Raw genomic sequence first — 15,306 nt, forward strand, 5'->3', positions numbered from 1 at the left:
CAAGTCCTATTGTTCATAAATTCGCAAGTTGCCGGAAGCGTTGCTGAACTTCTTGAATCGAAAACAAAGTTTCAAACTTCAACCCAGCAGACTGGTACAACTCACCTCCCCCTTGCTCTCTGTCTACCAGTGAAATTACTTGATTTACGGTATAACCTGCATCTTTAAGACGCTCAACCGCTTTCAGAGCAGATTGCCCAGTTGTTACCACATCTTCCAAAACTACTACTTTTGCGCCTTCTGGTAAATTGGGGCCTTCTATACAAGCTCTCGTCCCATAACCCTTGGCTTCCTTGCGAATAATCAGCGCTGGGATTGGTCGGTTTTCATAAACAGAAACTATACTCACTGCTGTCACAATTGGGTCAGCCCCCATTGTTAAACCACCTACAGCCTGTGTATCTACAGGTAACAAAGGAAACAGCAAGCGTCCAACTGCCAAAGCCCCTTGAGGATGGAGTGTTACCTGCATCTTATTCACGTAATAAGAACTACGTAGCCCAGAAGCGAGAACGAAATCACCCTCTTGATAAGCAAGTTGGCAAAATAAATCTAGTAACTTGTGGCGCAAGGTAGTCAAATCAGTAGTGGTTGCCCAAATATCTGAGTGGGTAAGAGTTTCAGTAGGATACGTCATTACAAAACATTAAAAATTGTGCTACACCAAAGGTTGAACTTATCAGAGTTCTGAACTTAAGCATAAATTAAGATTGCCCAAAAATTGAGGAGTCAGAAACGTGGGTATAAAATTCAAAACCTTTGGTGGTTTATTAGTGCTGCTTGCTGCTGGTATTGTTTTTCCCTCAGTTGCATCTGCCCAAACCGCAACACCCAATTATGAAACTACCAGTGATGTATTTGAACGAGCTTATTTTAGTCACGATCGCAATTTCTACGAAAATGGCAGCCTCAAGCGTCAGCTAGACTCATTTTTCGGATCAGGTTCCGGTTTCGGTGGTTCCTTCCCAGAAAATGAAATTGCCCACGATGCTGAGTTGGTTAACACTTTATATCATGATGTCATGACTCAGCAAGTTGGCAACGATCCTTATATTCGCACTCCTGATTTACCAAATCCTTATAACACGTCGCTGATGATGTCTCCTCGTTTAAATAGCAACAAACTCAAAGTGGGAACTGAATTCCGGTTTGAAACTTTACCATCTCGGTAAGATTGGGTCAGGTGGCCCCCCCCTGGGGATAAGGGGTAATGGGGAGTTGGGAGTTATAGAAATTATCCCCTACCCCTTTGCCCCTTTGTGCTGAGTACTTAGGACTGATTAATCTAGAGTGTAGGAGTTTAACTACTAGTCAATTATCAAGAGAATGTACTATTACTCATACCTCAATCATCATTGAGAGCCTGATAAAACAACACATTACTAGTTTTTGATGATTCAGTGCGCCCTGCTGGAATCGAACCAGCCTTAAGGCGAATTATGAGTTCGCTGCCTCCCCAATCGGCCAAAGGCGCATGTTTTGTTGGGTTTCGGGTTGCTATGAGTAAATTGCTTTCACTCTTAGGTCAACTTTATTTGCTAATTTTAGATTGAGGAAAATACCTCATGCACTGAGTTTAGCCAATTCCATAATTATAGCATAAATTTACCGCTTGTGAATACTGGACAATAATTTCCCAGATTTTTATACTACATAATTTGATCATGGATATAGTGCAAACTAATATTGATTAAGTTCCTTTAAGGATTGAGGTCAAAAGCTTCACTATTCTTAAATAGACCAGCATTCTATTGTGATAGCTTGTCAGCGATGAAAATAAATTCTACTGTACTTCTTACTTTGATTTTGTTAATTCTGATGATGGGAGCAGGTTCGGTGAGCGCGCTTTTGGGGTTTGAACTAGGGAGTTCAGCACTTAAAGGCGTTACCGCACCAGATGGGCGTCCCACAACCAAATTTGCCAGCAATAAGACAAATAACTCCCAACAGGGAGGGCTAGTGCTATTAAAAGAGGAAGAGATTCTGAAAATTGTCAAGGCGCGAATTGAGGGTAAGACCAAGGCTGCTAAATCAGAAAAGCTAGAGGAAGATGATGAAGAAACCAATAGCAGCAAGCAGAAGCCAGAGGAAAAACCCCCAGAAGTGGTTGAAGAAAAACCCCTGCCAGGTTTTCCGGTTACTGCCCAGAGTGAGGGTGTAACCATGACTGTGCAATCTGCTCGCTACTCTGGTGGTGATTTGCTACTGAAAGTGAAAATGCAGAACAAAGGTAAGGATTCTGTGCGCTTCCTGTATAGTTTTTTAGATGTTACCGATGATAAAGGACGAACCCTAAGTGCTAGTACAGAGGGCTTACCAACAGAATTGCCTGTAAATGGGCCAGCATTTTCAGGTACAGTGAGCATTCCCACAGCTTTACTTGATGATGTCAAGAAAATATCACTTGCTCTCACTGATTATCCCGCTCAAAAATTGAAGCTAGAGGCATCGGATATTCCTGTAGGCAGGTAGATTGGGCAACTGGAGATTTTAGATTTTAGATTTTAAATTTTAGATTGGGGACTTGGTACTAAGTAATTTACCTAATCCCTAATACTCAAAATTTAATCCCAAATCCCAAATCCCAAATCCCAAATTCAAGAATGGAGGGCGTGAGTTTTACACGAGCTTTGGCGGTGAGTGGTTTTCCTAATTTAATTTGGACAGATGTGGCGCTGCGGTTGTTGTCAGTGCTACTACTGATTGCCATAAATGCCTTTTTTGTGACGGCGGAATTTTCGATGGTGAGCGTAAGGCGATCGCGTATTCACCAGCTAGTTAAGGCTGGAGATATTCCCGCGATCGCTGTGGAAATGCTACAACGCAGTATTGACCGACTGCTATCTACCACCCAGTTAGGCATTACCCTTTCTAGTTTGGCGCTGGGATGGATTGGCGAAAGTACGATTGTCGTCCTGGTGAATGCATGGTTGAGATCCTGGCCTCTACCGAGTGGGATGACTACATTCCTTGCCCATTCTCTATCAATTCCCATTGCTTTTTTCTTAATTGCCTATTTGCAAATTGTGATCGGAGAACTATGTCCTAAATCCTTAGCAATGCTGTACTCAGAACAGCTAGCCCGGTTTTTGGGGCCTTCGGTAAAAGCGATCGTGCGTTTTTTTGGCCCCTTCATCTGGATTCTTAACCAATCAACTCGTTTTTTATTACGGATTTTTGGCATCCAATACACAGGTCAAGGCTGGCGACCGCCTGTAACTCCCGAAGAATTGCAACTGATTATCTCTACAGAATGGGGAACTACTGGTTTACAGCGTGCGGAGCGAGAATTGCTGAATAATGTCTTCGAGTTTGGGGATGTCATGGCCCAAGATGTGATGATCCCCCGCACCAGTATTGTCACGCTGCCAAAAGATGCTACCTTCCAGACATTACTCAGGGAAATGGCTTCTACTGGTTACTCTCGGTATCCCGTCATTGGTGAATCTTTGGACGATGTTCGCGGCATTGTTTATTTTAAAGATTTGGCACAACCTTTAGCTGTAGGAAAACTAAGTTTAGAGACACAGATCCAACCTTGGATGCGTCCCGCCCGGTTCGTTCCAGAACACACGCTCTTGAGTGAACTTTTGCCCATGATGCAGCAAGAGAAACCCGCTATGGTCATGGTAGTGAATGAATTTGGCTCTACTGTCGGACTAGTGACAATCAAAGATGTCATTGCCGAAATCATTGGCGACCCCAGCGAACCTGAAAACAGCGACGACTTACTGATTCAGATGTTAGATGAGCAGAAATTTCTGGTGCAGGCACAAATCAACCTCGAAGACCTCAACGAAGTTTTGCATCTCAATTTGCCTTTGACAAGAGAATACCAAACACTAGGGGGCTTTCTGCTGTATCAGTTACAGAAAATTCCTGTCAAAGGCGAAATCTTCCGTTATCAAAATCTCGAATTCACTGTGGTATCAATTGTTGGGCCACGACTGCATCAGATTCAACTGCGACGGTTAGAAGAGTTAGGAGTTGAGAGTTAGGAGTTAGGATTTAAAATTGATAACTCCTAACTCCTCACTCAAGAAGCATACGCCAGTGGATCAACAAGTCCCAATTCGGCAAAAGCTGCTAGCCGCAAGCGACAAGAATCACACACACCACAGGCGACATCTCCACCGGCATAACAAGACCAAGTTAGCTCCCAAGGAACTCCCAATTGGTTCCCCAGTTGGATGATTTCGGTTTTTTTCAGGTTGATTAGGGGTGTAACAATATTAATTGGTTGTCCCTCACGCCCTTGTTTAGTTCCCAGGCGAAAAACTTCTTGCATTGCTTGGATATAGTCGGGGCGACAATCAGGATATCCTGAGTAATCTAGGGCATTGACGCCGATATAGACACGCTCTGCTGCGATCGCTTCGGCGTAACCAAGAGCAAAGCTTAAAAATATGGTATTACGAGCCGGAACATAAGTGACAGGAATATTTTGAGACATTTCATCTAGCGATCGCTCCTGGGGTAAATCAATGGCGTCATCGGTAAGTGCTGAACCGCCCCATAGTCGTAAGTCAAAGTTAACTACCTGATGTTTTGCGATCGCAGCTTTTTTTGCGACAGTCAGGGCTGACTGTAACTCTCGTCGGTGTCGCTGCTGGTAATCAAAGGAAATAGTATGACATTCACAGCCATCAGCCTGAGCTTTGTACAGAATTGTGGAAGAGTCCAATCCCCCAGATAACAGAATTACAGCTTTCATCTCAGTTGCAAATTTTGGATTTCAAATCGCCAAATCAAACCTTAACAAGATGCCAGAAAGCAATGCCAAGGAGAATTTATACTTAGGTCTTACTGAAATTGTTAAAGTTAATCAAAAGACATATATTTTTTGTAGAAAGTGCAAAATCTAAAGCAAACCCGAAATATCTATACAAAAGATATTTGGATTACGGGAACCGATCACAAACTTTGAAATTCTTCATAAACATAGGCTCTATGTTACCATCTGGATGGTTTTAGACGGATCGTAACCGGCTTTCGAGTATAAACGCCAACGGCCGTAGCGTCTCTAAATTTGGTGGTTGAGGAGAGAATAATAGTGCAAAATAGCATGTCAGTGGCAGAACCGAATCCATATACACAGCGCAACCAGCCACGACCGATCCGCATAGGCGTGATTGGAGTGGGTAACATGGGACAACACCACGCTCGCGTGCTGAGTTCAATGAAAGATGTTGAACTAGTCGGAGTGGCAGATATTAACGTCGAGCGAGGATTAGAAACTGCCAGCAAGTACAAGGTGCGTTTTTTTGAAGATTACTGCGATCTGCTACCCCTTGTGGAAGCAGTTTGTGTAGCTGTTCCCACCCGTCTGCACTATGCCGTGGGCATCAACTGTCTGTTAGCGGGAATTCATGTTTTGATTGAAAAACCGATCGCAGCCAGTATTTCTGAGGCAGAGTCTTTAGTAAATGCCGCAGCTGAGTCTGGGTGTATCCTGCAAGTAGGTCATATTGAGCGTTTTAACCCAGCTTTTAAAGAACTTAGCCAAGTGCTGAAAACAGAAGAATTGCTGGCGCTAGAAGCCCACAGAATGAGTCCTTACTCAGATCGGGCAAACGATGTTTCAGTTGTGCTGGACTTAATGATCCATGACATCGACCTACTTCTGGAATTAGCTGCTTCCCCAGTTACAAAATTGACTGCTAGCGGTACTCGCTCCCTAGACTCTGGTTATTTAGATTATGTAACCGCCACCTTGGGGTTTGCCAATGGTATTGTTGCTACTCTGACTGCCAGTAAAGTCACCCACCGAAAAATTCGCCGGATTGTCGCCCATTGCAAAAATTCATTTACTGAGGCAGATTTCCTCAAGAATGAAATTTTGATTCATCGGCAAACCACTGCCAATTCTCTCACCGACCACCGACAAGTACTTTACAGGCAAGATGGTGTAATTGAAAAAGTCTACACCAGCAATATTCAACCCCTTAGCGCAGAATTAGAGCATTTTGTCAACTGTGTACATGGTGGCAATCAACCCTCAGTAGGCGGTGAACAAGCTCTCAAAGCCCTAAGACTCGCAAGTTTAATTGAGCAGATGGCGCTGGAAGATCGAGTTTGGAATCCCTTAGACTGGCAATCGGAACCAAGGGTACAATCATTGACCCCGACAGCCTAGAAAAAGAGGGGATGAGGGGGATAAGGTAAAATTTTCTCCCTTCTCTCTCCACCCTCCCTCATCTTTCCCACAACCTCAACCTGAGAAAAAAACCTCAAGTGTGTTTTTGAATTTGCCATCAAATCTTTAGATCCTCCCTAGTCCTTTTAAAAAATCGACTAAGGGGGATCTAAAAAATTAGAAAACAAAATCTAGTGGTTGGTTGCATCAATTTTATCAGGTTCGTAGTGAGCGATAAACCGCTAAATTTCAAGAGACTTCTTGCATAAATCAAAAAAAGAACCCCACCCCGCCTTTGACTTACGTCAAAGTCTCCCCTCCCGAAGAGCGGGGAGGGGTTGGGGGTGGGGTGTTAGGGGACTTTTGCAAGAGGTCTAAGGTTTAGAGCTACTTACGAACTTTTAATAACCCTCAAAATTAATCAAACAGACCCCTAGCTTCCACTCGTCTTACTCTGTTTTTTCGTTGCGATGCCAAATTCTAGTGCAGTCAAGTTACCTTGACTCTAGCAAGCGGGGATAATTACCTTTTAAAAAAGCTAAGGCTGAATCAATCTTAGTAACAAGACTAGTGCAGCAATTTCAGGACTTGACTCAATGCTTGAATGGATAACTAATACTATCAACTATTTTGGCTATTGGGGAATCGCCCTACTAATGTTCCTAGAAAACCTTTTTCCCCCCATTCCTTCAGAATTGATCATGCCACTGGCTGGATTTACAGCAAGTCCATATCAACCAGGAGGGGCAAAGCTGAATATCGTTGGTGTGTTTTTTGCAGGCCTTTTAGGTTCTGTATTGGGCGCACTTATTTGGTACTATCCAGGTAAGTTTTTGGGCGAAACCCGTTTGAAAGCTTGGGCTGACAAGTATGGCAAATGGTTGGCTATATCCAGTAAAGATATCACCAAGGCCAAAGAGTGGTTTGACCAACAAGGTAGAAAAGCAGTATTAATTGGTCGTCTTGTACCAGGAATCCGCACCTTGATTTCTGTTCCCGCAGGGATCAGCAATATGCCTTTGCTACCATTTTTGTTTTACACAACATTAGGTAGCGCTGTTTGGGTGGGTTTGCTAACATACTCAGGATACATATTGGGTAGTCAGTATGAACTTGTGGACAAGTACCTTGCTCCTGTATCCAAAATCGTACTTGGCGGTTTGGTTCTAGCATTTGTTTTCTGGATATTTAAGCGCCAGTTAAGACGTACTAGAAGATGAAACACGGACGCTTTTGGTTTGAAAGCAGTGAAAGCAGGGGTTACATCTGGCCAAAATTCGCCTACACTATGCCAAATAATACTAGATGTGCGTTGGCATAAGCCCATCGGAGGTATCGCCGGAATTAATTTTTGGCGTATTTCTAGCTACACTTGACGCAACCTAGAATTTCTGGTTGCTCGCATTTTTGTAAGATGAGCATGACAACTTTTTACAGTTAAGTTTGAACTAGGAGCTTTCATGACAGACCAACCTTCCGCCGCTACCCCAATCAATGCTGCTGCTATACCCATGAATAGAGTGTCAGCATCCACTCCCATCAATGCTGTTAATAATGTTCCTCCCAAGACAGGCGGTGTTCCAGGGAAAACCATTCTCAGTGTTGATTTAGGCAGAACTTCCACAAAAACTTGTGTGAGTCGCGAACCCGGCAATGTGGTGTTCGTACCTGCCAACGTCAAGCAGATGTCAATAGAACAAGTACGCGGTGGTGTTTTTGAAGCCAGGGCTACTGACCCCTTAATGGATTTGTGGCTGGAGTATCAAGGAAATGGATATGCTGTTGGTCAACTAGCAGCCGATTTTGGGGCAAATCTAGGAGTGGGCCAATCTAAAGTAGAGGCTGCACTGGTAAAAGTGTTAGCAAGTGCTGGCTACTTCAAACTTAGAGACGATATCTCAGTCGTACTGGGTCTGCCTTTTCTTTCTTTAGAACAATTTGAAAAGGAAAAAGCCCAGTTGATTAGCCAAGTAGGTGGCCCTCATGTGTTGAACTTCCGAGGCGAATCTGTATCGCTGAACGTCAGTAAGGTATGGGTAATGCCAGAAGGCTACGGCAGCCTGCTGTGGTCTGAAGCTCAACCGAAGAAAAGTCCTGGCAGTCCCGATTTTACAAAAATATCGGTGGCGATCGTTGATATTGGACATCAAACCGTCGATCTTTTGATGGTAGATAACTTCCGTTTTGCCAGAGGTGCTTCTAAAAGCGAAGACTTCGGGATGAATAAGTTTTATGAATTGGTGTCTGCCGAAATCGAGGGAGCAGATAGTCAATCTCTAGCGCTGATTTCTGCTGTTAACAAACCCAGAGGTGAACGTTATTACCGTCCTAAAGGCGCTAGCAAGCCCACCAACCTAGACGATTTTCTTCCCAACCTTACGGAGATGTTTTCGCGCGAAATCTGTAGCCGTGTGCTAGCCTGGTTGCCAGAACGCGTCACTGATGTAATTCTCACTGGCGGGGGTGGTGAGTTCTTCTGGGACGACGTTCAACGTCTGCTCAAAGAAGCAAAGATTAATGCTCATTTAGCAGCACCTTCCCGACAGGCGAATGCTTTGGGGCAGTATATTTATGGAGAGGCACAATTATCCTCCAATCGCGCTGCTAGGGCATAAAGCTGATGTTCCAATGGTCAAAAAAGGTAGTTAAATCCGTCACGTTCAACCCAGAGCTTGCTGATGAAAGCTTGTTAGCGCAAGTAGAAAGTTATTTGGAAAAACAACCAGACAAGACTTTCAGCGACCTCTGTAAAGAAGCCTTATGGCAATCTTTATGTGTACCGGAACCTGTACAACCTGCTCCACAAACAGCAGCAACAACACCGATTGAACAACAAATTGGTGAACTGCAACGTCAAGTGGCTGGACTTGAGGAACGCTTTTTTGCCAAGGGATCTAATCGTTTGGAGGCGATGGAACACCATCTACTGCAACTTTCTCAACAAGTTGCACAACTGGCGCTGATAGTCAATGATCGATCGTTCATTCCGTCTCCAACTCAATTAGAAGTAGTAAATAATACTTCTTATACTGTTGCTACCCCTCCTCAAGAGGTTGACCCCGTAATCAGTCGCCTTAGTCAGTTTCTCGATGATTTTTAAGGAAAAATCAGGTTTGTGAGCAGTTTTTGCTCATCTCAACAATCCTTAATAGTTAATACTATTAAGGATTATTAATATTTATATATAGAAAAACATTTGTGTAGATGGGGGCGATAGCACTTTGGGAAAAAACTTTTTGGTTTACCGTTACTCCTTGTGAATTGTTGGGAAAACTATAACAAGTAACTGAAACAGTAGATTTTACCCAATAGTAACTGTGAGTATAAAAAAAGAGACATCTAATAAAAAGATATCTAATTTCGATAGCAAAGAAATAATCTCTTATGCTGAAATAAAAGCTACAAATATGACTGAGATGTCATGGAATGATTCCGTGAAAACAGTTTTGTCCGTTTGTTGTGATTCGCCTACTCTATTTCCAGAAATAAAAAGCTGGAGTTCAAATGAAGATTACATTACCAAGTGGTTAAAAAAGTATTTTGGTGGTTATAATAACCGACCCTCAAAGCGAATTAGTAAGAAGATAGGCACTGTTTCAGACGATATTATTGACACAATTATTTCAGATCGTTTACCTACTCTCAGCACTGACAGTATTAATCACATAAAGTATGCTCATCGTCTTTGCATGTCGGCAGAAAACATATTAGGTCTTCTTTTAGAAGAATATCTTGCTGAAAAGTTGTCGTCTTATGGTTGGCAATGCGCTTGGGGTGCGACTATGAATAAAATAGATTTTTGCACCGAGAAAGGTGATTTGCTACAAATTAAATCCGGCAGTGGCACTGAAAATAGTTCAGGTGTCAGTACACGAAAGGATACTAAAATTAAGAAATGGCATAGATTCAATGCTAAGAATGGATCACACTGTTGGTCAAAACTGAATGAATTAATAGGATGTTCTGATCTATCTGAACAAGACTATGCTGCCTTTGTTAGAAAAACTATAGCTAACAATCCCGGAGCATTCTATGTAGAAAATAGTAATTATTGGCAATAAATTCAGTAATTAAAGTCCTAAAAATAATTACCAGGCTATAAATTTAGTGATTAAATAGTGAAAGCTGTTCAAAAACTGGTATTCCTTTAGGTTTCTCCTGTCTAATTAAACTATGTAAATATTCACCAATAGCTTGAGCTAAGAGTACAGGTACAGCATTACCTATCTGTCGGTACTTAGAGGCTGTTGAACCATAGAAAATCCATGAGTCTGGAAAGGTTTGAATCCTGGCACACTCTCGAATACTTAGAGGTCGCAGTTCCTCTGGATGACACATATCTGTAGCCTTTTGGTAAGGACTTGTGGTGATAGTAGGAGACGGCTTATCCCAACATAACCTTCTGTAAAACCCTACTTTTCCGCCTCCAGATTTATAAGCTCCTCCCATTGCTTCTTTTATCAAGTCGTTAGGTAAATCTCTCCAGTTTTGACCACTTTTTAAAAGCTTTAAATATTGAAGACGGTTTTTTGAGTACGAAGTATACTCCGGTTGTGGATCTTCTAAGTTGATTAGGGCATCTTTAAGAGTGCGCCATTGAGGTAATAAAGAGCCATCTTTACTATGAGTAGGTAAAGGGAATGTAGCTGATTCACCATCTCTTGAGCCAATAAAGATGACTCGCGCTCTGTTTTGCGGGACACCGTAATCTGCTGCTTCCATTACTTTATAAATAACTTGATAACCAAGGCGCTTCATTTCTTCTAGAACAATCTCAAGAGCGCTTCCTTGCATTTCATCTAGTTCCAGAGGAGCATAACCCGTTCCCCGTTCCAGATGAGGTCTATGACGAATAGGAGCCGAGAGTAAACCTTTAACATTTTCCATGACAAAAAAGCGTGGCTGCACTTGTTCAACAATACGTATAAAGTCCATAAACAAGCTGCCACGCGGGTCCATAACTGAACCACGTTTTCCTGCTGTGCTGAAGGGTTGACAAGGGGGACCGCCAGTTACTAAATCTACTTCTCCAATGCGTAGGGGTCTACCAAGGTTAATAACATATCTCCCTTCTTCCAAAAGATTTTGAGCAGTGATGTTCTGTATATCTCTTGCTACGGCACTATTTAGGTGAGGCCGGTTGAAAGCTATAGTCTTCGCAGCATCAGGATCTTTCTCAACAACACTTACTACCCGAAAACCTGCCTGTTCTATCCCAATATCTAGTCCACCTGCTCCTGTAAATAAACTGATTGATATTGCCCGATTGTCTATCACTGCTTTTATCCTTACAGCCTTGATAAAATATACGATTTGCTGGAACCCTCAAGTCTACTTCATGCTAACGATAGATACCTGCAATTCTAATAGTGTAAGACTTTTGAAACAGTATGTTACAGAGGCGCTATTCTCTTTCAAATTTGGCACGCGTAGACGGGCTTATCGTTAAACATTGCACCTGTACAATACACAAATTTGCTCATTTTTGTGTTGAATATTATTAGTACATATTTTTACTAGATTCTTTTTTTACTTTACACACTGTAGAAATGCTAAAATCCTCAAGTAGACAGTTAGGATACTTAGATGCCAGTTCTAGCTAACTCAATCAAGTTTGGTACAGACGGCTGGCGGGGCATTATTGGTGACGAGTTCACCTTTGAACGCCTAGCCCTGGTCGCACCAGTTGCCGCAAAAGTATTATATAATACATATTTTTCTACGGTGGGTAGCCGGACAATAATTGTCGGTTACGATCGCCGATTTATGGCTGAAGACTTTGCTCGTGCTGTTGCTGATACTGTCACCGCTGTCGGCTTTGATGTGCTACTGAGCGAAAGCTATGCCCCAACCCCAGCTTATAGTTGGGCAGCAAAACAACTCAATGCTTTAGGGGCACTAGTAATTACAGCCAGCCATAATCCAGGCACATATTTGGGCTTAAAAGTCAAGGGTTATTTTGGTGGTTCAGTACCGCCAGAAGTCACAAAAGAGATAGAAGCGCAGTTGTCGGTTGGAGTACCACTAGCAGCTACCCCAGGTAAGCAAGAGAAATTCGATCCTTGGCCTAGTTATACGCAAGCACTAGAGGGTAAAGTTGATATTGCCAAACTTCGAGAAGCGATCGCCTCTGGTAAATTAACGTTATTTGCCGATGTCATGCATGGCGCTGCGGCTGGCGGATTGGCGAGACTACTAGGCAATCAGGTCAAAGAAATCAACAGCGATCGCGATCCCCTATTTGGTGGCGGTGCGCCGGAACCCTTGCCTAAATACCTTTCAAAGCTATTTGAAGTCATCAAGACTCACCGAGAAACCGATAAATCAGGTTTAACGGTGGGGTTGGTATTTGATGGAGACTGCGATCGCATTGCAGCGGTAGATGGAGAAGCCAACTTCCTAAGTTCCCAAGTATTAATCCCGATATTAATTGACCACTTAACCCTACGGCGCGGCTTTAGTGGTGAAATAGTCAAAACTGTCAGTGGTTCCGACTTGATGCCCCTTGTGGCAGCACTACATAACCTGTCAGTATTTGAGACAGCAGTTGGTTATAAATACATCGCTGACAGAATGTTAGCAGCAAAAGTGTTACTGGGTGGCGAAGAGTCGGGAGGAATTGGCTATGGTAGTCATATTCCCGAACGCGATGCTCTGCTGTCAGCATTGTACGTCCTAGAGGCGATTGTAGAATCTGGTTTGGATTTAGGTGAGTATTATCGCCAGTTGCAGAAACAAACAGGGTTTACCTCAGCTTACGATCGCATTGATTTACCCTTAGCAAGTATGGAAGTGCGATCGCGTCTTTTGCAACAACTGCAAACCCAACCCTTAACGGAAATTGCCGGGTTAGCAGTCATTGATTGCCAAACAATTGATGGCTACAAATATCGCCTAGCTGATAAAAGCTGGTTAATGATTCGGTTTAGCGGTACTGAGCCAGTTTTACGCCTCTACTGCGAAGCCCCAACAATTGAGCAAGTGCATCAAACTCTTGCTTGGGCGAAACAGTGGGCGGAGTAAAATTCATTATTAGTCATGAGTCATTTACCAAGGACAAATGACTAATGACTAATGACCAATGACCAATGACTAATGACCAATGACTAAATTACTTGTAGTAGCCACAGGAAATCCAGGTAAGTTGCGGGAAATGCAAGCTTACCTGGAAAATTCTGGTTGGGAATTAACCCTCAAACCTGAAGAATTGGAAATTGAAGAGACGGGCGAAACTTTTGCCGCCAACGCTTGTCTAAAAGCGTCACAAATTGCTAAAGCTACGGGAAACTGGGCAATTGCTGATGATTCGGGCTTGCAAGTAGATGCCCTAAATGGCGCACCAGGAGTTTATTCTGCACGTTACGCCAAAACCGACTCAGAACGCATTGCTAGGATATTGAGCGAATTAGGCAACGAGGTAAATCGGCAAGCTCAATTTGTCTGTGCAGTAGCGATCGCTCGTCCTGATGGTGCGATCGTATTACAATCTGAAGGTATTTGTCGCGGCGAAATTCTCCACGCACCTCGTGGTGATAGTGGTTTCGGCTACGATCCAATTTTTTATGTGCAAGAGTTGCAATTGACCTTTGCGGAGATGACACGGGAGTTGAAGGGGTCAATTAGCCATCGAGGTAAGGCTTTTACAGCTTTACTTCCGCAACTAGAGAGAGTTAAGAGTTAAGAGCGGAGCCGGAGACGTTTCCGTTGCTCCGGTTAGGATTTATGAATTCTGCTAAATCTTCATTCATTAGTCCTGACTCACAACTCATAACTTTGAACTCTTAACTCATAACTTTTTTAAACAGCTTCTGTGTTCTTTTCGCCGGTGCGAATCCGAATCACTTGCTCAACAGGCGAGATGAAAATTTTACCATCGCCGATTTCACCAGTGCGGGCAGCAGCAATAATTTTGTCTACCACCATATCAACCTGATTGTCGTCAACTACGATTTCCACTTTGAGTTTTTGCAGAAACTCAACGGTGTACTCAGAACCGCGATACCGTTCAGTTTGACCTTTTTGCCGTCCGAACCCTCGGACTTCAGAAACAGTCATGCCAACAATACCAGCGTTAACCAAGGCAATTTTTACCTCATCTAGCTTAAATGGGCGGATAATAGCTTCTACTTTTTTCATCTTCTTGACTCCTGACTTCTACTAGCTTCGTTTATATATCTAACCAGATCCGCTGTCTGAAGCTGTAACTAGCAGTGCTTTTCCTAAAAGATATGTAATAATTACAACTTTTTTAAAGTCTAGATGCTTTGCTTGAGGGTTTGGGACATGAGAAGCGGCAAGGATTTATTAATTGGATAATCTTTGAGGTTCTAAGATAAAGAAGTTGCTGTCAATTTAGCATTTTATGTAGCTTTTATAACCTAAAAATAGATCATTTCCGCGATGTGGCAGATTTGTTCGGATATTTAGAAAGTGATTGCAGACAAATTGCACGGTAGCCCGAAAGCCTGCTGACTGTGGGAATTGTCAACTAACGTTTCTGATGTTCAAACAAAGGACGCACAACGAAATATCCAGCACTAAAGGCAGTCAGCATGATTAACAAGATGGTAATAATTAACCACCAGCCATTCAGTCCCTTGGCATCTGGCTCAGTAGTGGAATAATAACTTACTTGTTGTTCTTCTATAAAAACTGGTTCTGGTATCGGAAAATTCATTTCCATTACAGGTGTAGCAAAGTCTTGGCGGCGGCTTTTTTCGGGTGGTGCTTTGGGCACAACAGATGGACGCGAACGAGAAACCGGCTGAGGTGGACGCGCTTCTGTTACTGGCTGTTTGACGGCACTTTTAACATCGCCAGAAGCTTGGGTAGCTTGGTGATAATTAGGTGTACCATGAGAATCCACAAAATTTTGCAAACGAGAAAAAGACTCAACGACTTTGGTAATTTCTTGGCGTAATAGTTGATTTTCTTGTGCTAGTTGCTGATTTTGGGTGGTGAGTGCATTTAGCCTCGCCTGTGCTGCTTGCAACTCTGTTGACAATTCCCTGTATACAGATAGTGGTACAGAGGAAGGGTAGGCTTGAGTAGTCGGTGTTGGCGAATTCCTGTGAACAGAACCTATGGTTGTTCGCATCGGGGGCTTGGTATTAAAAATCAAGGTAATTAGATCGTACAGAGATGCTAACAGAGATAGTCACCCCTGAAAC

The 15,306-nt window shown here is 43.0% G+C and carries 15 protein-coding genes and 1 tRNA gene; 10 read left to right on the forward strand and 6 right to left on the reverse strand.

Features of this window, described 5'->3' with window-relative positions; genetic code table 11:
• Positions 1-13 precede the first annotated feature (13 nt).
• Positions 14-637, reverse strand: coding sequence for an orotate phosphoribosyltransferase (pyrE, locus tag V7K62_RS16535; protein WP_334865736.1), 624 nt, complete (start codon positions 635-637; stop codon positions 14-16).
• A 100-nt stretch (positions 638-737) separates the two neighbouring features.
• Between pyrE and V7K62_RS16540 the strand changes: the two genes are divergently transcribed.
• A complete protein-coding gene (locus V7K62_RS16540) occupies positions 738-1,172 on the forward strand; it encodes a hypothetical protein (protein WP_334865738.1) in 435 nt (144 codons plus the stop codon).
• A gap of 229 nt (positions 1,173-1,401) precedes the next feature.
• On the opposite strand, the gene V7K62_RS16545 is transcribed toward V7K62_RS16540, so the two are convergent.
• Positions 1,402-1,474: transfer RNA gene (locus tag V7K62_RS16545), tRNA-Ile, on the reverse strand.
• Positions 1,475-1,770: 296 nt separating this feature from the next.
• Between V7K62_RS16545 and V7K62_RS16550 the strand changes: the two genes are divergently transcribed.
• Both V7K62_RS16550 and V7K62_RS16555 read left to right on the forward strand, forming a co-directional pair.
• Complete coding sequence (locus V7K62_RS16550; RefSeq protein ID WP_334865740.1) at positions 1,771-2,472, forward strand: hypothetical protein; 702 nt, start codon at positions 1,771-1,773, stop codon at positions 2,470-2,472.
• 131 nt (positions 2,473-2,603) lie between these two features.
• Positions 2,604-3,998, forward strand: coding sequence for a hemolysin family protein (locus V7K62_RS16555; RefSeq protein ID WP_334865742.1), 1,395 nt, complete (start codon positions 2,604-2,606; stop codon positions 3,996-3,998).
• A gap of 38 nt (positions 3,999-4,036) precedes the next feature.
• Here the strand turns inward: V7K62_RS16555 and queC are convergent, their stop codons facing one another.
• On the reverse strand, positions 4,037-4,714 hold the full coding sequence (queC, locus tag V7K62_RS16560; protein WP_334865744.1) for a 7-cyano-7-deazaguanine synthase QueC: 678 nt from the start codon (positions 4,712-4,714) through the stop codon (positions 4,037-4,039).
• A gap of 339 nt (positions 4,715-5,053) precedes the next feature.
• Here queC and V7K62_RS16565 point away from each other — a divergent pair, with 339 nt between their 5' ends.
• The 5 genes from V7K62_RS16565 to V7K62_RS16585 all read left to right on the forward strand — a co-directional run bounded on the left by V7K62_RS16565 (position 5,054) and on the right by V7K62_RS16585 (position 10,197).
• Positions 5,054-6,136 carry a Gfo/Idh/MocA family oxidoreductase gene (locus V7K62_RS16565; RefSeq protein ID WP_334865746.1) on the forward strand — a complete coding sequence of 361 codons (1,083 nt, stop codon included), beginning with the start codon at positions 5,054-5,056 and terminating at the stop codon, positions 6,134-6,136.
• A 596-nt stretch (positions 6,137-6,732) separates the two neighbouring features.
• The gene (locus tag V7K62_RS16570) at positions 6,733-7,356 is read left to right on the forward strand and encodes a DedA family protein (RefSeq protein ID WP_334865748.1); all 624 of its coding nucleotides are present in this window, start codon (positions 6,733-6,735) and stop codon (positions 7,354-7,356) included.
• A gap of 240 nt (positions 7,357-7,596) precedes the next feature.
• Positions 7,597-8,751 (forward strand): ParM/StbA family protein, encoded by a 1,155-nt coding sequence (locus tag V7K62_RS16575; protein ID WP_334865750.1) that lies wholly within the window; start codon positions 7,597-7,599, stop codon positions 8,749-8,751.
• Positions 8,752-8,756: 5 nt separating this feature from the next.
• A complete protein-coding gene (locus tag V7K62_RS16580) occupies positions 8,757-9,236 on the forward strand; it encodes a plasmid segregation centromere-binding protein ParR (RefSeq protein ID WP_334865752.1) in 480 nt (159 codons plus the stop codon).
• 217 nt (positions 9,237-9,453) lie between these two features.
• Positions 9,454-10,197: a SinI family restriction endonuclease gene (locus V7K62_RS16585; protein WP_334865754.1), complete on the forward strand. Its 744-nt coding sequence runs from the start codon at positions 9,454-9,456 to the stop codon at positions 10,195-10,197.
• Positions 10,198-10,240: 43 nt separating this feature from the next.
• Here V7K62_RS16585 and V7K62_RS16590 read toward each other — a convergent pair whose 3' ends face one another.
• Positions 10,241-11,413, reverse strand: coding sequence for a DNA cytosine methyltransferase (locus tag V7K62_RS16590; protein WP_334865756.1), 1,173 nt, complete (start codon positions 11,411-11,413; stop codon positions 10,241-10,243).
• 309 nt (positions 11,414-11,722) lie between these two features.
• Between V7K62_RS16590 and V7K62_RS16595 the strand changes: the two genes are divergently transcribed.
• Positions 11,723-13,159, forward strand: coding sequence for a phosphoglucomutase/phosphomannomutase family protein (locus V7K62_RS16595; RefSeq protein WP_334865758.1), 1,437 nt, complete (start codon positions 11,723-11,725; stop codon positions 13,157-13,159).
• 79 nt (positions 13,160-13,238) lie between these two features.
• On the forward strand, positions 13,239-13,817 hold the full coding sequence (rdgB, locus tag V7K62_RS16600) for an RdgB/HAM1 family non-canonical purine NTP pyrophosphatase (protein ID WP_334865760.1): 579 nt from the start codon (positions 13,239-13,241) through the stop codon (positions 13,815-13,817).
• A gap of 116 nt (positions 13,818-13,933) precedes the next feature.
• On the opposite strand, the gene V7K62_RS16605 is transcribed toward rdgB, so the two are convergent.
• Positions 13,934-14,272 carry a P-II family nitrogen regulator gene (locus tag V7K62_RS16605; RefSeq protein ID WP_012410794.1) on the reverse strand — a complete coding sequence of 113 codons (339 nt, stop codon included), beginning with the start codon at positions 14,270-14,272 and terminating at the stop codon, positions 13,934-13,936.
• 352 nt (positions 14,273-14,624) lie between these two features.
• On the reverse strand, positions 14,625-15,233 hold the full coding sequence (locus tag V7K62_RS16610; RefSeq protein WP_334865762.1) for a cell division protein ZapB: 609 nt from the start codon (positions 15,231-15,233) through the stop codon (positions 14,625-14,627).
• Positions 15,234-15,306 lie beyond the last annotated feature (73 nt).

Source organism: Nostoc sp., from assembly GCF_036917935.1.
Taxonomy (GTDB): Bacteria; Cyanobacteriota; Cyanobacteriia; order Cyanobacteriales; family Nostocaceae; genus Nostoc.